The sequence below is a fragment of the Pseudomonas sp. YA1 genome (genome assembly GCF_058680555.1).
In genome coordinates this window covers 288979-306985 of the sequence record NZ_JBZWBG010000004.1, presented here as the reverse complement: position 1 = coordinate 306985, position 18007 = coordinate 288979, and the positions used below count along the sequence as shown (strand labels likewise).

17 protein-coding genes are annotated in these 18007 nt (G+C 68.1%); 10 read left to right on the top strand and 7 right to left on the bottom strand.

The annotated features are described in order from the left end of the window. The first annotated feature begins 28 nt into the window (after positions 1-28). Genes AC4OR5_RS07815 through AC4OR5_RS07790 form a run of 6 tightly spaced genes read left to right on the top strand, consistent with a single transcriptional unit; the run spans position 29 to position 6955 of the window. Entirely contained in the window at positions 29-826 is a 798-nt protein-coding gene (locus AC4OR5_RS07815; RefSeq protein ID WP_003120853.1) for an RDD family protein, read from the top strand. Beyond that, a complete protein-coding gene (locus AC4OR5_RS07810) occupies positions 823-1803 on the top strand; it encodes a stage II sporulation protein M (RefSeq protein ID WP_003134640.1) in 981 nt (326 codons plus the stop codon). The genes AC4OR5_RS07815 and AC4OR5_RS07810 overlap by 4 nt, the downstream gene beginning before the upstream one ends. Further along, the gene (locus tag AC4OR5_RS07805) at positions 1790-3361 is read left to right on the top strand and encodes a DUF4129 domain-containing protein (RefSeq protein WP_058161143.1); all 1572 of its coding nucleotides are present in this window, start codon (positions 1790-1792) and stop codon (positions 3359-3361) included. Before AC4OR5_RS07810 ends, AC4OR5_RS07805 begins: the two co-directional genes overlap by 14 nt. Next, positions 3358-4623, top strand: a complete 1266-nt coding sequence (locus AC4OR5_RS07800; RefSeq protein WP_058161141.1) for a DUF4350 domain-containing protein — start codon at positions 3358-3360, stop codon at positions 4621-4623. The genes AC4OR5_RS07805 and AC4OR5_RS07800 overlap by 4 nt, the downstream gene beginning before the upstream one ends. Further along, positions 4620-5627 carry an AAA family ATPase gene (locus tag AC4OR5_RS07795; RefSeq protein ID WP_003141222.1) on the top strand — a complete coding sequence of 336 codons (1008 nt, stop codon included), beginning with the start codon at positions 4620-4622 and terminating at the stop codon, positions 5625-5627. Before AC4OR5_RS07800 ends, AC4OR5_RS07795 begins: the two co-directional genes overlap by 4 nt. After that, positions 5624-6955 (top strand): DUF58 domain-containing protein, encoded by a 1332-nt coding sequence (locus AC4OR5_RS07790; RefSeq protein ID WP_003110040.1) that lies wholly within the window; start codon positions 5624-5626, stop codon positions 6953-6955. The genes AC4OR5_RS07795 and AC4OR5_RS07790 overlap by 4 nt, the downstream gene beginning before the upstream one ends. 4 nt (positions 6956-6959) lie before the next feature. Here the strand turns inward: AC4OR5_RS07790 and AC4OR5_RS07785 are convergent, their stop codons facing one another. The 3 genes from AC4OR5_RS07785 to AC4OR5_RS07775 form a co-directional block, all read right to left on the bottom strand. Continuing rightward, positions 6960-7319, bottom strand: coding sequence for a PilZ domain-containing protein (locus AC4OR5_RS07785; protein ID WP_023107782.1), 360 nt, complete (start codon positions 7317-7319; stop codon positions 6960-6962). Positions 7320-7379: 60 nt separating this feature from the next. After that, positions 7380-7802, bottom strand: coding sequence for a DUF4124 domain-containing protein (locus AC4OR5_RS07780; protein WP_003093901.1), 423 nt, complete (start codon positions 7800-7802; stop codon positions 7380-7382). A 100-nt stretch (positions 7803-7902) separates the two neighbouring features. Further along, positions 7903-8286, bottom strand: a complete 384-nt coding sequence (locus AC4OR5_RS07775; protein ID WP_003141224.1) for a tetratricopeptide repeat protein — start codon at positions 8284-8286, stop codon at positions 7903-7905. 93 nt (positions 8287-8379) lie between these two features. Between AC4OR5_RS07775 and AC4OR5_RS07770 the strand changes: the two genes are divergently transcribed. From AC4OR5_RS07770 to pyk, 3 genes are all read left to right on the top strand, one after another. Then, positions 8380-9186: a tol-pal system YbgF family protein gene (locus AC4OR5_RS07770; protein WP_003093924.1), complete on the top strand. Its 807-nt coding sequence runs from the start codon at positions 8380-8382 to the stop codon at positions 9184-9186. Positions 9187-9270: 84 nt separating this feature from the next. Continuing rightward, positions 9271-10185 (top strand): universal stress protein, encoded by a 915-nt coding sequence (locus AC4OR5_RS07765; protein ID WP_003093926.1) that lies wholly within the window; start codon positions 9271-9273, stop codon positions 10183-10185. An 82-nt stretch (positions 10186-10267) separates the two neighbouring features. Beyond that, positions 10268-11719 carry a pyruvate kinase gene (pyk, locus tag AC4OR5_RS07760; protein WP_023126525.1) on the top strand — a complete coding sequence of 484 codons (1452 nt, stop codon included), beginning with the start codon at positions 10268-10270 and terminating at the stop codon, positions 11717-11719. Between the two features lie 148 nt (positions 11720-11867). Here pyk and AC4OR5_RS07755 read toward each other — a convergent pair whose 3' ends face one another. From AC4OR5_RS07755 to AC4OR5_RS07745, 3 genes are all read right to left on the bottom strand, one after another. Further along, a complete protein-coding gene (locus tag AC4OR5_RS07755; RefSeq protein ID WP_003093932.1) occupies positions 11868-12641 on the bottom strand; it encodes an enoyl-CoA hydratase in 774 nt (257 codons plus the stop codon). 65 nt (positions 12642-12706) lie between these two features. Then, positions 12707-13633, bottom strand: coding sequence for an iron-sulfur-binding ferredoxin reductase (locus AC4OR5_RS07750; RefSeq protein ID WP_058161139.1), 927 nt, complete (start codon positions 13631-13633; stop codon positions 12707-12709). Further along, entirely contained in the window at positions 13626-14753 is a 1128-nt protein-coding gene (locus AC4OR5_RS07745) for a GGDEF domain-containing protein (protein ID WP_003093937.1), read from the bottom strand. Before AC4OR5_RS07745 ends, AC4OR5_RS07750 begins: the two co-directional genes overlap by 8 nt. A 277-nt stretch (positions 14754-15030) precedes the next feature. Between AC4OR5_RS07745 and AC4OR5_RS07740 the strand changes: the two genes are divergently transcribed. Continuing rightward, positions 15031-16554, top strand: coding sequence for a fumarate hydratase (locus tag AC4OR5_RS07740; protein WP_003093938.1), 1524 nt, complete (start codon positions 15031-15033; stop codon positions 16552-16554). A gap of 96 nt (positions 16555-16650) precedes the next feature. On the opposite strand, the gene AC4OR5_RS07735 is transcribed toward AC4OR5_RS07740, so the two are convergent. Next, the gene (locus AC4OR5_RS07735; protein WP_073647341.1) at positions 16651-17958 is read right to left on the bottom strand and encodes an Nramp family divalent metal transporter; all 1308 of its coding nucleotides are present in this window, start codon (positions 17956-17958) and stop codon (positions 16651-16653) included. Positions 17959-18007 lie beyond the last annotated feature (49 nt).

Here is an 18007-nt window from a genome sequence, read left to right as displayed (position 1 = left end):
CGGGCCGTCGCGGCGGCCCGGTTGCCTGATGACGCCACGCTGGCTAGCATCTGACTTTCCCCGACACGGCCCCCCGATGCCACCGAACGCAGCCGCCCGCCTCGTCGCGCCCACCTCCCGGCCAGGCGCCGAGGTCCTCGACACCCACTACCACGTGGAAACGCCGGAAGGCATCGACCTGCTCCTGCGCCCCGCCGGCGTCGTCCCCCGGGCCCTGGCCTATACCATCGACCTCTGCATCCGCGGCCTGATCATGCTGGTGCTGATGCTCGGCCTGGCGTTCCTCGGCAAGCTCGGCGCCGGCCTCGGCCTGCTGCTGACCTTCGTCATGACCTGGTGGTACATGGTCCTCTTCGAGGTGCTCAACCAGGGCCGCTCGCCCGGCAAGCAGATGATGGGACTGCGCGTCGTCCACGACGACGGCACTCCGGTGGGCTGGGCCGCGTCGCTGCTGCGCAACCTGCTGCGCTTCGCCGACATCCTGCCCTTCGGCTACGCCCTCGGTCTGCTCTGTTGCCTGAACCATCCGGCCTTCAAGCGCCTGGGCGACATCGCCGCCGGCACCCTGGTGGTCTACCGCGAACCCGAACTGAGCCGGCCCAGCCTGCCTGACGTCGAGCCGCAACTGCCGCCCTTCCCCATGAGCCTGGAAGAACAGCGCGCTTTCCTCGGCTTCGCCGAACGCGGCGCGGCGCTTTCCTCGGCACGCCGCGAGGAACTGGCGGGCATTCTCGCCGAACCGCTGGGCGTCGAGCCGGTACGCGCCCAGGCCGAGATCAACGGCATCGCCCGCGGCTTTCTCGGCCTGCGCCAGGAGAGCGCATGAAACAGAGCCTCTTCGAACAGCGCCACCAGGCCGCCTGGCAACGCTTCGACAAACGCCTCGCCTTCCTCGAGAAAGGCAAGAAGCTGGAAGGCTCCAGCGACGACTTCGCCGCCGATTACCGGCGCCTCTGCCAACAACTGGCGCTGGCCCAGGAGCGCGGCTACAGCAGTCACCTGATCGACCAGTTGCAGCAACTGGCGATGCGCGGCCACCAGCAGTTCTACCGGCACCGCAGCCAGCTCGGCAGCCGCATCCTCGGTTTCCTGCTCGCCGGCCTGCCGCGCCTGGTCCGCGAGGAATGGCGCAGCATCGCCGTGGCCAGCCTGCTGTTCTACGGCAGCGCCCTGCTCATGGGGCTGCTGGTCTATCACTTTCCCGACCTGATCTACAGCGTGGTCAGCCCGGACAAGGTCAGCGAGATGGAGTCTATGTACGCCCCGGAAACCACCCGCCTGGGTCCGTTGGGGGCACGCGACACCAGCGACGACTGGGAAATGTTCGGCTTCTACATCATGAACAACATCGGCATCGCCTTTCAGACCTTCGCCAGCGGCGTGCTGCTGGGACTCGGCAGCCTGTTCTTCCTGCTGTTCAATGGCCTGATGATCGGTTCGGTGGCCGGCCACCTGACGCAGATCGGCTACGTGCAGACCTTCTGGCCCTTCGTCATCGGCCACGGCGCGTTCGAACTGACCGCCATCACCTTCGCCGGCGCCGCCGGCCTCAAGCTCGGCTGGGCGCTGCTCGCGCCAGGTCGCCTGACCCGCGGCGAAGCCCTGCGGCTGGCCGCCCGGCGCAGCGTGCAACTGATCGCCGGGGTGATCGTGCTGTTGCTGCTGGCGGCCTTCACCGAGGCCTATTGGTCTTCCATCAGTCATTTCGAGCCGCGGGTGAAGTACGCGGTCGGCGCGGTCCTCTGGCTGCTGGTCGGCAGCTACTTCCTGTTCGCCGGACGGAGCCGCCATGCGCCTGACTGACGCCAGCGTGGCGATTCGACCGCGCAGCGCCTGGGAAGCGCTCGACCTCGGCATCCTCCTGGCGCATCGCCATGCGCGCCTGCTGATGGGCAGCTGGGCGTTGCTGACCCTGCCGCTGTTCGCCGTGCTCAGCCTCCTGCTGTGGCAGCATCCGACCCTGGCGATCCTGATCTTCTGGTGGCTCAAGCCGGCCTTCGAACGGCTGCCGCTGTACATTCTCTCGCACGCCCTGTTCGGTGATACGCCAACCCTGAAGCAGGCCCTGCGCGCCTATCCCGCCCTGCTGAGGAAACAGTTGCCGGCCAGCCTGCTGTGGCGCCGCTTCAGTCCGACGCGCAGCTTCGACCTGCCGGTCCTGCAACTGGAAGGGCTCGCCGGGGAGCCCCGCAGCCAGCGCCTGATCGTATTGTCCCAGCGCAACGCCGGCGGCGCGACCTGGCTGACCGTGGTCGGCGTGCACCTGGAAATGGCGCTCTGGGCCGGCTTCGCCATGCTTCTCTACCTGCTGATCCCGGCGCAGAACGAGATCGACTGGAACTGGCAGAGCCTGCTCGACCCGGAAGCCGGCGAGTGGCTCTGGCTGGAGCACCTCTCGAACCTGCTCTACGTCCTGGTGCTGGTAGTCTGGGAGCCGATCTACGTGGCCTGCGGCTTCACCCTCTACCTGAACCGGCGCACCGAACTGGAGGCCTGGGACATCGAGCTGGTGTTCCGCCGCCTGCGCCAGCGTCTGGTCGGCAGCGCCTATGTCCTGCTGCTCGGCCTGGCCGCTTCGCTGGCCTGTCTGCCCGCCCCTTCCGCCTACGCCGAGCCGGCGGCCGCCGCCAGCGCCGGCGACGCCGAGCTGCCGCCCGAGCAGGCCCGCCTGCTGCGGCAGAAACTCAACAGCGAACAGGCCGGCAAGCAGATCCGGGCGATCGTCGACGGCGCGCCGTTCAAGAACAGCGAGACCGTTACGGGCTGGCGCTTCGGCGACAAGACCGAGAAAAAGGACAGCCGCAAGGAGGACGAAGAGCGGCTCAAGGCATTCTTCGAGGCCCTGGCCAACTGGGTGCCGTTCCGTCACGCGGCGCAGGTCATCGAAGTGCTGCTCTGGGCGCTGCTGTTCAGCGCGGTGTTCCTGCTGGTCTGGCGCTACCGTGAATGGCTGCGCCTGTTCGTCGGCAACCTGGGCTTGCCGCAACGGGCCCGCCGCGAAGCGCCGACGGTGATGTTCGGCCTCGATCTCAGTCCGGAAAGCCTGCCCGACGACATCGCCGGCAACGCCGAACGGCTCTGGAACGAGAAACCACGGGAAGCCCTCGGCCTGCTCTACCGCGGGCTGCTCAGCCGACTGCTGCATGACTACCGCCTGCCGTTGAAGGGCTCCCATACCGAGGGCGAGGTCCTGCGCCTGGTCGAAGGACTGGAGCAACAACGGCCGCTGCTGCACTACAGCCAACTGCTGACCGCCCAATGGCAGGCGCTCGCCTACGGCCACCGGCTGCCGGCCGACGACGCTCGCCAGCGCCTCTGCGATGGCTGGCGCAGCCTTTTCGCCGCGGGAGCCAAGCCATGATGAGCCGGCGCGCGCGCTTCCTGTTGCTTGCCGTGCTCCTGCTGCTGGCCGGGCTGCTGGCGATCTTCCTGGCCAGCCGCCTGCAACCCTATACGGAGACGATCGACCTCGGCCCATCGCCGGAGGCCCGGCGCAATCCCTACCTGGCCGCCGAACTGTTCCTGCGCAAGCAGGGGGTCACGGTGAGCCGCGCCGACGGCCTTGAGGTCCTCAAGGAACTGCCGCCCTCCGGGCATACCCTGCTCCTGCTCGGCAGCCGCTCCGGCATGACTCCCGGCCAGGCGCGCCGCCTGCTGCAATGGAGCGAGCAGGGCGGGCATCTGGTGCTGATCGCCGAACGCCTGTGGGACGAGGACGAGAAGAAGAGCGGCGACCTGCTGCTCGACAGCCTGGATATCCGCCAGTACCTGACCGAGGACTTCGACGACAGCCAGGACCGGGCCAGCGAGGAAACCGCCGACGCCGACGAAGGTAGCGTCGACGACCATGCGACCGAAACGCCGCCGGAGGAAGCCGCCGGCGAGGAAGAAGAGCCCGCCGACAGCGTGCCGGACTATTCCGCACTGACCCGCCTGTACCTGGAAAACGAGCGCTCGCCGGCCTACATCGGCTTCGATCCCGACTACCACCTCTACGATCCGCAGAACCACGCCTACGCCTGGGCCAACAGCGGCGACGCCACCCACCTGTTGCAGATGCAGCACGGCAAGGGCCTGGTCACGGTGCTCACCGACGCCTGGATCTGGCAGAACCGCAACATCGAGCAGTACGACAACGCCTGGCTGCTCTGGTACCTGACCCAGGACAACCAGGTGACCCTGCTCTACCGCGCCGAACGCGACAGCCTCGCCACCCTGCTCGCCCGCCACTTCCCCGAGGCCCTGGCGGCAGCGCTGCTGCTGTTGCTCGCTGGCCTGTGGCGCGCAGGGCTGCGCCAGGGTCCCTTGCAGCCGGTGGCCAGCCGTTCGCGCCGGCAACTGGAGGAACACCTGCGCGCCGGCGCCGACTTCCTCCTCCGCCAGCGCGGCCACGTCGCCTTGCTGCACGGTCTGCAACGCGACATCCTGCGCAGGGCGCGGCGTCGCCACCCCGGTTTCGAACAGCTCGGCGTCGCCGAGCAATGGCAGATCCTCGGGCGCATGACCCGCCTGCCACCCAGCGCCATCAGCCAGGCCATGCGCCCATATCCGGCGCAGCGCCTTTCCGCTGCCGACTTCACCCGCCAGGTCGCCCACCTGCAAAGCCTCAGGAATGCCCTATGAGCGAACAGACGCCCGAACAACCGAGCACCACGCCCAACCCGGCGCTCCAGCGCCAGCGCGCCAGCCAGCTGGCCCAGGCCCTGCGCAGCGAACTGCAGAAAGCCCTGATCGGCCAGGGCGCGGTGATCGACGATGTGCTCACCGCGTTGCTCGCCGGCGGCCACGTGTTGGTGGAAGGCGTGCCGGGGCTCGGCAAGACCCTGCTGGTACGCGCCCTGGCGCGCTGCTTCGACGGCGGCTTCGCGCGCATCCAGTTCACCCCCGACCTGATGCCCAGCGACGTCACCGGCCACGCCGTATACGACCTCGCCAGCGAGCAGTTCAAGCTGCGCAAGGGGCCGGTGTTCACCCACCTGCTGCTGGCGGACGAGATCAACCGCGCGCCGGCCAAGACCCAGGCCGCCCTGCTGGAAGTGATGCAGGAGCGCCAGGTCACCCTGGAAGGACGCGCCCTGCCGGTGCCGCAGCCGTTCATGGTGCTGGCGACGCAGAACCCGATCGAGCAGGAAGGCACCTATCCGCTGCCGGAAGCCGAACTCGACCGCTTCATGCTCAAGCTGCGCATCGATTACCCGGCCGAAGCCGAGGAACAGACCCTGGTGCGCCAGGTGACCCGCTCCGCGCGCAGCGACATGCTCGACGTGGCCAACCTGCGGCCGCTGCTGAAGGACAAGGACGTTCTCGCCCTGCAGCGGATCGCCAGCGACCTGCCGATCGACGACCAGGTCCTCGACTATGCCGTGCGCCTGGCCCGCACCACCCGCAACTGGCCGGGCCTGGCCCTCGGCGCCGGACCTCGCGCGTCGATCGCCCTGGTCCGTTGCGGCCGGGCGCGGGCGCTGCTGCGCGGCGGCGAGTTCGTGGTGCCGGACGACATCAAGGGCTGTGCCCTGGCGGTCCTGCGCCATCGGGTCCGGCTGTCTCCGGAGCTGGACATCGAGGGGCTGTCGGTGGACCAGGTCCTGCAACAGTTGCTCGACCAGGTACCGGCCCCCCGCGTATGAAGCCATCGCGCGCCCTGCTGGCGCTGTTCGCCGCGCTCCTGCTGCTGGCCATCGGCCTGGGCAGCCTGTCGGCGCTCGGCCAGCGGTTGCCTGCGCAACTGCATACATTCTGGTGGGCGGCGCTCGCCGCGCTGCTCCTGCTCGGCCTGCTGGACGCCCTGTGGGCGCGCCGCCAGGCGGTGCCGAAGCTGAGCCGCCAGCTCAGCGGCAACCTGCCGCTGGGGCGCTGGAGCGAAGTGCGCCTGCATCTGCAGCACACCTATCGGCGTCCGGTTCGCCTGACCCTGTTCGATCACCTGCCGGCCGGCATGGATTTCGAGTACCTGCCGCAGGAGGTCGAACTGCGCCCGGGCGAAAGCACCGAGGTCGGCTACCGGGTGCGGCCGCTGAACCGCGGTCACTTCGTGTTTCCCCGCTGCGAGCTGGAACTGCCCAGCCCGCTGCGCCTGTGGCGGCAGCGCCGCTACCTGGAAGCACGCGGCGAGACCCGCGTCTACCCGGACTTCGCCCGCCTCTACGGCGCCGAACTGATGGCGGTCGACCACTGGCTCAACCAGATCGGCGTACGCGGCGGCCAGCGCCGCGGCCTCGGCCTGGAGTTCCACCAGTTGCGCGAATTCCGCGACGGCGACACCCTGCGCCAGATCGACTGGAAGGCCACCGCTCGCAAACGCACGCCGATCGCCCGCGAATACCAGGACGAACGCGACCAGCAGATCCTCTTCCTGCTCGACTGCGGCCGCCGCATGCGCAGCCAGGACGGCGACCTGTCGCACTTCGACCATGCCCTCAACGCCAGCCTGCTGCTGGCCTACGTGGCCCTGCGCCAGGGCGATGCGGTGGGCGCCATGACCTTCGCCGGCGACGACCGCCGGCACCTCCCGCCGGGCAAGGGCAGCGCCCAGCTCGGCGCGCTGCTCAACACCGTCTACGACCTGCAGACCAGCCAGCGTCCCGCCGACTTCCCGGAAGCCGTGCAGGCGGTGCTGTCCCGCCAGCGGCGGCGGGCCCTGGTGATCCTGGTGACCAACCTGCGCGACGAGGACGACGAAGAACTGCTCGGCGCGGTGAAACGCCTGGGCCGCCAGCACCGGGTGCTGGTCGCCAGCCTGCGCGAGGAAGTGCTCGACACCCTGCGCCAGGAGCCGGTCGCCCGCTACGAGCAGGCGCTCGCCTACACCGGCACCATCGACTACCTGAATGCGCGCAACGGCCTCCACGAGAAGCTCGCGGCCCACGGCGTGCCAGTGCTCGATGCGCGTCCCAGCGAACTCGGGCCGGAGCTGATCAGCCGCTACCTGGGCTGGAAGCGCGCCGGCGTGCTTTGACGGATCAGACCGACTGCGGCTGGCGGGGGAAACTGAAGTAGCGGCGCAGCGCCTCCACCAGTTCGAGGAATTCGGCGGGCGGCGCCAGCAGGTGGAAGCCGGAATCGAAATGACCGGGCGTGACGTCCTCGCAGGTCCACCGGCAGTCGGCGGAAAAATCGACGCATTGCGGGCGACCGCCCAGTCCCGGAACCTTCAGGCGCAGTTCGAAACGCGCGCCGACCAGCATCGGCAGTTGGCTGATCAGCAGCAGGCCGTCCTCGGAGACGTTGCCGATGTAGCCCATCGGCTTGTCGGTGATGCGATTGAACACCTTCAGGTAGCTGGGCAACTGATGGCGCTGGATATGTCGTTGAAGACCCATAATGGCATTTCGCTATGATTTGCAGTCCAGTATGACGATGCCGGCGCTCGGGGAACAAGCTCAGCGGCAGCGTTCGGACTCCCGCGAGGCCAGTTCGCGACGAATGGCGTCCAGCTCGGCATCGCTCAGGTAAACCGGCCCGCCGCCGGCGTCCTGCCGATAGAAGCGGCCGCCGCGTTCGAGCTGGGACAACTGTTGCCGCAAGCGCCCGCATTCCTCGGCCAGCGCAGCCTGGCGCTGGCCGGCGCGTTCGGCGGCGGCGGTGCGTTCCTCGCGACGAGCATCGAAATACTCCTGGGTGCGCTGCTCGCGCTGGCGGGTCGCGGCGTCACGTTCCACCACCTGCGGCCTGACTTCGACGCGTTGCGCGCCGGCCGGTGGCGTGGCGGAGAAGTGTACCTTGCCCTGGGCATCGGTCCAGCGATAGATGTCCGCCTGTGCCAGCACGGGCATCAGGGCGACACAGAACCACAGGGCACGCATGCGAACCTCCTCCGTGAAATCCAGGACGAAGCTTACCGGATCGACCGGGGTCCCATGCGACCGACGGTCAGCCTGAACGCCCGTCCAGTCTCCCGGCCGCCTACAGGCGGGTCGGCACGGCGCTGGCCGAGGCCGGCGTCTCGTTCAGCCGGCCCAGCTGACGCAAGGTCTCCAGCCGCGCCTTGGCACGGTAGGCATATTCGCTGGTGGGGTAACGGGCGATGATGAAGTGGTAGGTCTGCGCCGCGTCGACGAACAGGCTCTGGCGTTCCAGGCACTGGCCGCGCAGCAGCGAGATTTCCGGCTGCAGGTAGGGCCGCGCGCGAATCCGCCGTTCGGCCCGCGACAGGTCGAGCATCACCTGTGCGCAATCGCCTTTGTCGTAGGCGCGGTAGGCCCCGTTCAGGTCGCTGTTCAGCGACCAGCTGTTACAACCGGTGGCACTCAGCGCCAGGCAGGCAACGATCAAGCTTCGCATAGGCATATCCTCCGTTGGGAACTGTATCGGCGCGTATTGGCGTGACTGAAGGGCCTGACTAGACTGGGGTGGCTCTCGCCCTGGCGCCAAGGAGATGCCATGCGCTTCGCCCGCCGTCTCGTCCTGCTCCCATTGCTGTCGCTGCTGGCCGCCTGCTCGCCGACCACGCCGCTGTTCGTCGCCCAGGTGACCACTGGCGAAGTCGCCGAATACAAGCAGATGAAGAGCAACCGCATGACCGCCGCCATCGAGGAGGAAGGCGACCTGCTGACCTACAGCGCCATGGCGATCCGCGACAACAGGAGCGCCGAGGCGGAGAAGCTCTACCTCACCGGCTACGACAATAGCCGCTACAGCGCCGAGGTGCGCGGTATCTCGCTGTACCAGATCGGCCTGATCTACATGAGCCGCTACAACGACCAGCGCGACGACGCCAAGGCCACCGACTACTTCCAGCGCGTGGTCCGCGAGTTCCCCGGCACCCACGCCGCCGAGCATGCCCAGGCGCGCCTGCTGGCGATGCGCCAGCGAGCCAGGGAGCCGGTGCAGAAGAGCGCCCGCGAATTGCTCGCCACCTGGAAGCCGCAGCAGAACCTCGACCTCTACAAGACCAGCCTCGACCCGGACATGACCCTGCTGTCGCGCCGCGCGGTGCTCAAGGATCGCGTCGACGAAGCCGCCGAACTCTACCTGCTGGCGGTCAACGATCCGGCGATTCCTGCCGGTATAAAGGAAAAGGCCCTCTACCAGCTCGGCCTGATGTACCTGGCGCCGGACAACCCGCACCCGAACCGCGACAAGGCCATCGAATACCTGCGCCGCCAGTTGCTCGACTATCCTGAAGGCGAATTGTCGAACAAGGCCAGCCGGCACCTCGACCAGGCGCTCAACGTGCAACCGCGCTGATCCCCGCCGGACTGACCCAGATCAAGCGCCCGTCGCGGCGCCTGGTCTGCAATGGCATTCCCGCCCAGTGCCAGGAGCGTTGCCATGAACCTGCATAACCTGCTGGTGGTCGTCGATCCGAGCAGCGACGAACAGCCGGCCCTTACCCGTGCCCAGTGGATCGCCGAACGCAGCGGCGCCAGCGTCGAGTTGCTGCTGTGCGACTTCAACCCGGCGCTGGACGGCGGGCTGTTCTTCGACAGTCACTCGCTGCAGCGTGCCCGCGACCTTTACCTGGACGAACGGGTCACCTGGCTGGAGCAGCTTTCCATGCCGCTGCAGCAGGCCGGCATCCGCACTCAGGTCGAGGCCCAGTGGGGCAAGCCGCTGGACCGGATGGTCCTGCAACGGGTCGGCGAAACCCGGCCCGACCTGGTCCTCAAGAGCACCCGCAAGCACAACCTGCTGCGCCGCCTGCTACTGGGCAACAGCGACTGGCAATTGATCCGCCACTGCCCGCAGCCGCTCTGGCTGGTCCATCACGACGCCTGGCGCGGCCAGCGCCTGTGCGCGGCGCTCGACCCACTGCATGCCAGCGACAAGCCGGCCGCCCTCGATCACCGGCTGATCGCCGCCGCCCGCCAGCTCGAAGCCAGCCTGGGGCTGCGCGCCGACTACCTGCATACCCACGCGGCGATGCCGCGCAGCCTGCTGTTCGACGCGGAAATGCTCGCCGGCTACGAGCGTTTCGTGCTGCAACATGAGGAACGTCACCGCCAGGCCTTCGACGACCTGCTGGCGGCCTACCCGGAGATCGCCGCGGAGCGCCGCCACCTGCTGGCCGGCTATGCCGAGCAGGCGATCCCCGACTTCGTCCGGGCCAACGACATCGACCTGTTGCTGATGGGCGCGGTCGCCCGGGGGCACCTGGACAACGCGCTGATCGGGCAGACCGCCGAACGCGTCCTGGAGGAGGTGGAATGCGACCTGCTGGTGCTCAAACCGACAAATGACATCTGATGCAGATAGTATGACTCCGCAGTCGCCGCCGAGCCTCGCCGGTGGTAGCCTGCACGCCAGCGTTATCCAAGGAGTCCTTTGCATGTCCGTTCGCCGCACCAAAATCGTCGCCACCCTCGGCCCAGCCAGCAATTCCCCGGAAGTGCTGGAGCAACTGATCCTGGCCGGGATCGACGTCGCCCGCCTCAACTTCTCCCACGGCACCCCCGATGAACACCGCGCCCGCGCCAGGCTGGTGCGCGAACTGGCGGCCAAGCACGGCCGCTTCGTCGCCCTGCTCGGCGACCTGCAAGGACCGAAGATCCGCATCGCCAAGTTCGCCAACAAGCGCATCGAATTGCAGGTCGGCGACAAGTTCCGCTTCTCCACCAGCCACGCCCGCGACGCCGGTACCCAGGAAGTGGTCGGCATCGACTACCCGGACCTGGTGAAGGACTGCGGGGTCGGCGATGAACTGCTGCTGGACGACGGCCGGGTGGTGATGGTGGTCGAGGAAGTCGCCGCCGACGAACTGCGCTGCCGGGTGCTGATCGGCGGCCCGCTGTCCGACCACAAGGGCATCAACCGCCGCGGCGGCGGTCTCACCGCGCCGGCGCTGACCGACAAGGACAAGGCCGACATCAAGCTGGCCGCGGACATGGACCTGGACTACGTGGCCGTTTCCTTCCCGCGCGACGCCAAGGACATGGAATACGCCCGCCGCCTGCTCACCGAGGCCGGTGGCAAGGCCTGGCTGGTGGCCAAGATCGAGCGCGCCGAGGCGGTCGCCGACGACGACGCCCTCGACGGCCTGATTCGTGCCAGCGACGCGGTGATGGTGGCCCGTGGCGACCTCGGCGTGGAAATCGGCGATGCCGAGCTGGTCGGCATCCAGAAGAAGATCATCCTGCACGCCCGCCGCAACAATAAAGTGGTGATCACCGCGACCCAGATGATGGAGTCGATGATCCACAGCCCGATGCCGACCCGCGCGGAAGTCTCCGACGTGGCCAACGCCGTGCTCGACTACACCGACGCGGTGATGCTCTCGGCGGAAAGCGCCGCCGGCGAGTACCCGGTGGAAGCGGTGCAAGCCATGGCCCGCGTCTGCCAGGGCGCCGAGAAGCACCCGACCAGCCAGAAATCCAGCCACCGCCTCGGCCAGACCTTCGACCGCTGCGACGAGAGCATCGCCCTGGCGTCGATGTACACGGCCAACCACTTCCCGGGGATCAAGGCGATCATCTGCCTGACCGAAAGCGGCTTCACCCCGCTGATCATGTCGCGCATCCGCTCGTCGGTACCGATCTACGCCTACTCCCCGCACCGCGAGACCCAGGCTCGCGTGGCGATGTTCCGCGGCGTGGAAACCGTCCCCTTCGACCCGGCGGCGCTGCCGGCGGAGAAAGTCAGCCAGGCCGCGGTCGACGAGTTGCTCAAGCGCGGCGTGGTGACCAAGGGCGACTGGGTGATCCTGACCAAGGGCGACAGCTACACCGCCCAGGGCGGCACCAACACCATGAAGGTGCTGCACGTCGGCGACCTGCTGGTATAAGCGCACGTCGCGGCGGATAACGCCTGGGGCGTTATCCGCCCTACGGACCGGCACCCCGCTAACCCAACGTGGTGTAGGGCGAATAACCGCCACGCGGTTATCCGCCGTTTCAGCCGCGTCGCGGCGGATCGGCGCTCCGCTGGCCCACTCAGGCGAACCTGGAGAAATCCGGCTGGCGCCGGTGCATGAAGGCGCTGAGCGCCTCGATCGCCTCGGGCGAGCGCAGACGGGTACTGAAGATATCGCCTTCCTCGGCGATCACCCGGCGAAGCTCCTCGATAAACGGCGCTTTCATCAGGCGCTTGCTCTCCACTACCGCCGAGGGCGCCAGGTGCAGGAAGCGCCGGGCCGCATCGCGGGCGTGCTCCAGCACCGTGGCGCCATCCTCCAGCGCCGCATTGGCCAGGCCCCAGGCCGCCGCCTGCTCGCCGCTGAAGTCCTGGCCGAGCATCAGCAATTCCGCAGCCTTGGCATGACCGAGCATGCGCGGCAGGATCAGGCTCGAGCCGAACTCCGGTGTCAGGCCGAGGTTGACGAACGGCATCTTCAATCGCGCATTGCGACCGACGAAAACCAGGTCGCAATGCAGCAGCAGGGTGGTGCCGATACCCACCGCCGGTCCGTTCACCGCGGCGATCACCGGCTTGGGGAATTCCAGCAGGGCGCTCATGAAGCGGCCGACCGGGCTGTCGCGCAGGGATGGCGGTTGCTCGAGGAAGTCGAGGATGTCGTTGCCGCTGGTGAAGCAGGCGTCGCCGCCAGTGATCAGCACCACCCGCACAGCCGTATCGGCCTGCGCCTCCAGCAGCGCCTCGGCCATCCGGCTGTACATCGCGCGGGTCAGCGCGTTCTTCTTGTCCTGGCGGTCCAGGCGCAGGGTCAGCAGCCCCGTTTCGCGTTCGACCCGAATCAGCTCGCTCATCGTCACTCCAGGGATGCGGCGCAAGGCCGCGGCAATGGCTGCAAGGCACCGCCACCGGCGCCGCGTCAGGCGTGGGGCAGGAACAGGTCCGCCAGGGTCTGGCTACGCGGTACGCCGGCCAGGTAGAGATGCCGGGCGAAGCGTTCGACGCTGGCGGGTTGGCCGCAGAGTAAGGCCATGCTGCGCCGCGGAACAAGGCGGAGATCGGCCAAGGCAGAGGGCAACTGCGCCGCCGACACCAGGTTGACGCGCAGTTGCGGATGGCGCCCGGCCAACTCCGCCAACTCGCTCGCCAGGTAGTGGTCGCGCGCCAGGTGCAGCAACTGGATCGGCGCCTGGTGTTCCGCGCGCAAGGCCTCGCGAAGTATCCCCCAGAGCGGCGCCAGCCCGGTGCCGGCGGCCATCAGCAACAGCGGTCGCTCCTGCCAGTCGGGTTCGTAGCGCAGCGCCCCGCCGCGCAGTTCGCCCAGGCGCAGGAGCGCGCCAGGCGCCAGGCGCCGGGCGCGGTCGCAGAACGCGCCGGGGGCGCTACAGTCGATGTGGAACTCCAGCCACGGGTCCTCGTGGGGCAGGCTGGCCAGCGAATAGGGACGCGCCACGCCATCGTCGCTCCACAGCAGCAGGTGCTGCCCGGCGCGATAGCGCAAGGGCCGCTCCGGCTCCAGGCGCAGGCGCAGCACATCGCCCAGCCAGTGGCAGGCGACGACCCTGGCCGGCAGCCCGTCGTGCTCAGGATCGAAAGGCTGCAACACGAGGTCGCCGAGCACCCGGCACTGACAGGCCAGCCGCCAGCCCGCTTCGCGCCGTACCGGATCGAGCGCCTCCGGGAGGGTGTCTTCCACCTCGCCCTGCAGGCAATGCACCAGGCAGGCGTGGCAACTGCCGGCGCGGCAGCTATGGGGCACGGCGATGCCGCCGGCGAGCAGCGCATCCAGCAGGTTGCTGCCGGCGGCGACGGCAAGGCGTCGCTCGCCGACCCGTATGTCAGGCACTGGTGACCTCCCAGGTGGCGTCGCAGCGGTTTCGTCCGCCACGCTTGGCACGGTAGAGCGCCTGGTCGGCCCGCTGCAAGGCCTCGTCGAGATCGTCGTCGGCATACAGCAGGGTCATGCCCACCGAAAGGCTCAGGGTATCCACCGTGACCCCGACCGGTTCCGCCTGTTCGAACGCCAGGCGCAGGCGTTCGCAACAGCTTTCCAGCTGCTCCGCGTCGGCGTGGGGCAGCAGCAGGACGAACTCCTCGCCGCCGTAACGGGCCAGGACGTCGCCATCGCGCAGACAGGAACGCGCCACCGCGGCGAAGGTCTGCAGGACCCGATCGCCGGCGGCGTGGCCGTGGCGGTCGTTGATCCGCTTGAAGTGATCGAGGTCGATCAGCGCCAGGCCGTGCTGCCGGTTCGGCAGCAGGTCTTCCAGCGCCCGACTGGCCAGGCGCATGAAATGCCGGCGGTTGAACAGCCCGGTGAGTTCGTCGGTGGCCACCAGGTCTTCCAGTTGGCGCATCATGCCGCGCAGCGTGTCCTGGTGCGCCTGCAAGGCATAGCGGCGCTGGCGCATGCGTTGCCGCATCGCCTGTATGTAGCTGGCGAACAGGCTCAGCCAGACCATTACGATGAACATCACGAGCACCTGCAATGCAGCCCGGCCCGGCAGCTCGAGACGCTGCTGCAAGGCCTCTACCAGGTAGATGCCGGAAAAAGCGATGAACGCCAGCGCCGCACAGCGGGCGAAGACCCGCGGCGGCAGTTGGAACACGCCGAACAGCAGGGCCAGCACGTAGAACACCATGAAGGTGCCGCGCAGGCTGTCGACGTGATAGAGGAAATAGGTCAGCCAGGCGATCGCCACCAGCACCTGCGGCTCGGTCAGGCTGGGATCGGCGTAACGCAGGTTGCGACCGCTGGCGAACAGCCAGAGGAAGGCCAGTTGGCAAGCCACCACCAGGGTGGTGCTGGCCGCCGCGGTGGTCGGCGCTGCGCGGTAGAAGCCGCTGAGTAGCGCCAGCCAGAGCAGGACCAGGCCGAGCAGGTAGGTGCCTGCGGCCATGCCGAACCGGCGGAGCAAGAGCTTTTGCAGCGCACGCTGTTTCAGAGGAGGCTTGTCTGTGCGCATGGGCTCCGTCCCGTAATGGCACCTGGCCGCAATGTACCCTGCCCCCTGCGGGTTGCCTAGTCGAACGAACTGCCAGCTAGCGGACCGCGGATTTATCGGCCGACCAGCCGGCTGGCCGACCAAGGTCTGATCGTCGGCGCGTGCGCCCGTCTCGCCGGAACGGCTATACTGTCGCGCCTTTTTTGCGCCGGTGCCTGACCGGCGCGCTCCTCGGCTGCGGCCGGCTCCGTGACCCTGCCCCGCATCCGAATTACCCGCCTGAAGAGGACCGTGCTCCATGGCCGTGATCAAGCAAGACGACCTGATCCAGAGCGTCGCCGATGCCCTGCAGTTCATCTCCTACTACCACCCGGTCGATTTCATCCAGGCCATGCATGAGGCCTACCTGCGCGAAGAATCGCCGGCTGCCCGCGACTCCATGGCGCAGATCCTGATCAACTCGCGCATGTGCGCCACCGGCCACCGCCCGATCTGCCAGGACACCGGGATCGTCACCGTGTTCGTCCGGGTCGGCATGGACGTGCGCTGGGACGGCGCTACCATGAGCGTCGACGATATGATCAACGAAGGCGTGCGCCGCGCCTACAACCTGCCGGAGAACGTCCTGCGCGCCTCGATCCTGGCCGACCCGGCCGGCGCGCGGAAGAACACCAAGGACAACACGCCGGCGGTGATCCACTACTCCATCGTTCCCGGCGACAAGGTCGAAGTCGATGTCGCGGCCAAGGGCGGCGGCTCGGAGAACAAGTCGAAGATGGCCATGCTCAACCCGTCCGACTCGATCGTCGACTGGGTGCTGAAGACCGTACCGACCATGGGCGCCGGCTGGTGCCCGCCGGGCATGCTCGGCATCGGCATCGGCGGCACCGCGGAGAAAGCAGCGGTGATGGCGAAGGAAGTCCTCATGGACCCGATCGACATCCACGAACTGAAGGCCCGCGGCCCGCAGAACCGCATCGAGGAACTGCGCCTGGAGCTGTTCGAGAAGGTCAACCAGCTGGGCATCGGTGCCCAGGGCCTGGGCGGCCTGACCACCGTGCTCGACGTCAAGATCATGGACTACCCGACCCACGCCGCCTCGCTGCCGGTGTGCATGATCCCCAACTGCGCCGCGACCCGCCACGCCCACTTCGTGCTCGACGGCTCCGGCCCCGCCGAACTGGAAGCGCCGTCGCTCGACGCCTATCCGGAGATCGTCTGGGAAGCCGGCCCGTCCGCGCGCCGCGTCGACCTGGACAAGATCACCCCGGAAGAGGTGCAAAGCTGGAAACCGGGCGAGACCCTGCTGCTCAACGGCAAGATGCTCACCGGCCGCGACGCCGCGCACAAGCGCATGGTCGACATGCTGAACAAGGGCGAAACGCTGCCGGTGGACCTGAAAGGCCGCTTCATCTATTACGTCGGCCCGGTCGATCCGGTCGGCGACGAGGTGGTCGGCCCGGCCGGTCCCACCACCGCCACCCGGATGGACAAGTTCACCCGCCAGATCCTCGAACAGACCGGCCTGCTGGGCATGATCGGCAAGTCCGAGCGCGGTCCCATCGCCATCGAGGCGATCAAGGACAACAAGGCGGTATACCTGATGGCCGTCGGCGGCGCCGCCTACCTGGTCGCCCAGGCGATCAAGAAGTCCAAGGTGCTGGCCTTCGCCGAACTGGGCATGGAAGCGATCTACGAGTTCGAGGTGAAGGACATGCCGGTCACCGTCGCGGTTGACACCAACGGCGAGTCGGTGCACATCACCGGCCCAGCGGTCTGGCAGAAGAAGATCGCCGAAAGCCTGGCGGTCGAGGTCAAGTAAGCCTGCTCCGTCCCTGGAAAAGCCCGGCCCCGCGCCGGGCTTTTTCGTACGGCCACTGGCCGGAGCCTGGGCTGGCAGCGCCGCAGGCGCCTTGGTTCAGCCGAACCAGAAATACAGCAAGGTCAGGTTCGCCGCCGAGATCAGGCCGAACAACGACCAGGCCAGCGCGCTGATCCAGCGCGGGTTGACGAACTCCCCCATCAGGTTCCGGTCGCTGCTGAAGCGAATCAGCGGCCACAGGGCGAACGGCAATTGCAGGCTGAGCACCACCTGGCTGAGCACCAGCAGCTTGCCTACCGCGCCTTCGCCCAGCCAGAGCACGCCGATCAAGGCCGGCACCAGGGCCAGGCCCCGGGTGATCAGGCGCCGCTGCCAGCAGGGAATCTTCGCCCGGAGGAAACCCTCCATCACCACCTGCCCGGCAATGGTGCCGGTGAAGGTCGAGCTTTGCCCCGCCGCCAGCAGGGCGAAGCCGAACAGGAAGCTGGCCAGGGCGCCGCCCACCAGCGGGTCGAGCAGGTGGTAGGCGTCCTGGATCTCCACCACCTCGGTGTGGCCGCTGCCGTGGAAAGCCGCGGCGGCGAGGATCAGGATCGCCGCATTGACCAGCAGCGCCAGGGACAGCGAGCCGATGGTGTCGAGCCGGGAAAAGCGGATCGCCGAGCGTTTGCTCGCCGCGTCGTCGCCGCTGACCCGGGTCTGCACCACGGACGAATGCAGGTAGAGGTTGTGCGGCATCACCGTCGCGCCGAGGATGCCGATCGCCAGGTACAGCGGCTCCTGGCTGCTCAGGGTGTCCCAGGATGGCCGCAGGCCGGCGGCGACATCCGGCCAGTAGGGGCCGATCAGCACCAGTTCGACGAAGAAACACGCGCCGATGGTCGCGATCAGCCCCAGCACTATGGCCTCCAGGCGGCGGAAGTTGGCGCCCTGCAGGGCCAGCACGATCAGGGTATCGAAGGCGGTGAGGACCACCCCGGTGGTAATCGAGACTCCCAGCAGCAGGTGGAAGGCCAGCGCCGCGCCGAGCACCTCGGCAAGGTCGGTGGCGACGATCGACAGTTCCGCCAGCAGCCATTGGCCACGCGCCACGCCAGGGCGGTAGCGCTCCCGGGAGAGCTGCGCGAGGTCGCGGCCGGTGGCGATCCCCAGGCGCGAACAGAGGCTTTGCAGGAGCATCCCGGAAAAGCTCGCCAGCACCACCACGAACAGCAGCGCGTAGCCGAAGCGCGAGCCCGCCTCGATGGCGGTGGCCCAGTTGCCGGGGTCCATGTAGCCGACCGAGACCAGCAGGCCGGGGCCGACGAACAGCGCCAGCTTGCGCAGCGGCGAGGCGTCGGCCGGCACCGCCACGCTGTGGCTGACCGCCGAGGGACAGAACGGCGCGGTGGCCGTGGTGGGCAGGGAGTATTTCACGAGGCGACGCCGGATCGGGGGAGGAAGTGCGACCAGC

Excerpts from the sequence above, each read along its gene's own strand:
- AC4OR5_RS07810 (WP_003134640.1), top strand. The coding sequence starts at position 823 with ATGAAACAGAGCCTCTTCGAACAGCGCCACCAGGCCGCCTGGCAACGC.
- AC4OR5_RS07740 (WP_003093938.1), top strand. The coding sequence starts at position 15,031 with ATGGCCGTGATCAAGCAAGACGACCTGATCCAGAGCGTCGCCGATGCC.
- pyk (WP_023126525.1), top strand. The coding sequence starts at position 10,268 with ATGTCCGTTCGCCGCACCAAAATCGTCGCCACCCTCGGCCCAGCCAGC.
- AC4OR5_RS07790 (WP_003110040.1), top strand. The coding sequence starts at position 5,624 with ATGAAGCCATCGCGCGCCCTGCTGGCGCTGTTCGCCGCGCTCCTGCTG.
- AC4OR5_RS07780 (WP_003093901.1), bottom strand. The coding sequence starts at position 7,802 with ATGCGTGCCCTGTGGTTCTGTGTCGCCCTGATGCCCGTGCTGGCACAG.
- AC4OR5_RS07785 (WP_023107782.1), bottom strand. The coding sequence starts at position 7,319 with ATGGGTCTTCAACGACATATCCAGCGCCATCAGTTGCCCAGCTACCTG.
- AC4OR5_RS07805 (WP_058161143.1), top strand. The coding sequence starts at position 1,790 with ATGCGCCTGACTGACGCCAGCGTGGCGATTCGACCGCGCAGCGCCTGG.
- AC4OR5_RS07765 (WP_003093926.1), top strand. The coding sequence starts at position 9,271 with ATGAACCTGCATAACCTGCTGGTGGTCGTCGATCCGAGCAGCGACGAA.
- AC4OR5_RS07755 (WP_003093932.1), bottom strand. The coding sequence starts at position 12,641 with ATGAGCGAGCTGATTCGGGTCGAACGCGAAACGGGGCTGCTGACCCTG.
- AC4OR5_RS07815 (WP_003120853.1), top strand. The coding sequence starts at position 29 with ATGACGCCACGCTGGCTAGCATCTGACTTTCCCCGACACGGCCCCCCG.
- AC4OR5_RS07800 (WP_058161141.1), top strand. The coding sequence starts at position 3,358 with ATGATGAGCCGGCGCGCGCGCTTCCTGTTGCTTGCCGTGCTCCTGCTG.
- AC4OR5_RS07775 (WP_003141224.1), bottom strand. The coding sequence starts at position 8,286 with ATGCCTATGCGAAGCTTGATCGTTGCCTGCCTGGCGCTGAGTGCCACC.
- AC4OR5_RS07795 (WP_003141222.1), top strand. The coding sequence starts at position 4,620 with ATGAGCGAACAGACGCCCGAACAACCGAGCACCACGCCCAACCCGGCG.
- AC4OR5_RS07770 (WP_003093924.1), top strand. The coding sequence starts at position 8,380 with ATGCGCTTCGCCCGCCGTCTCGTCCTGCTCCCATTGCTGTCGCTGCTG.
- AC4OR5_RS07745 (WP_003093937.1), bottom strand. The coding sequence starts at position 14,753 with ATGCGCACAGACAAGCCTCCTCTGAAACAGCGTGCGCTGCAAAAGCTC.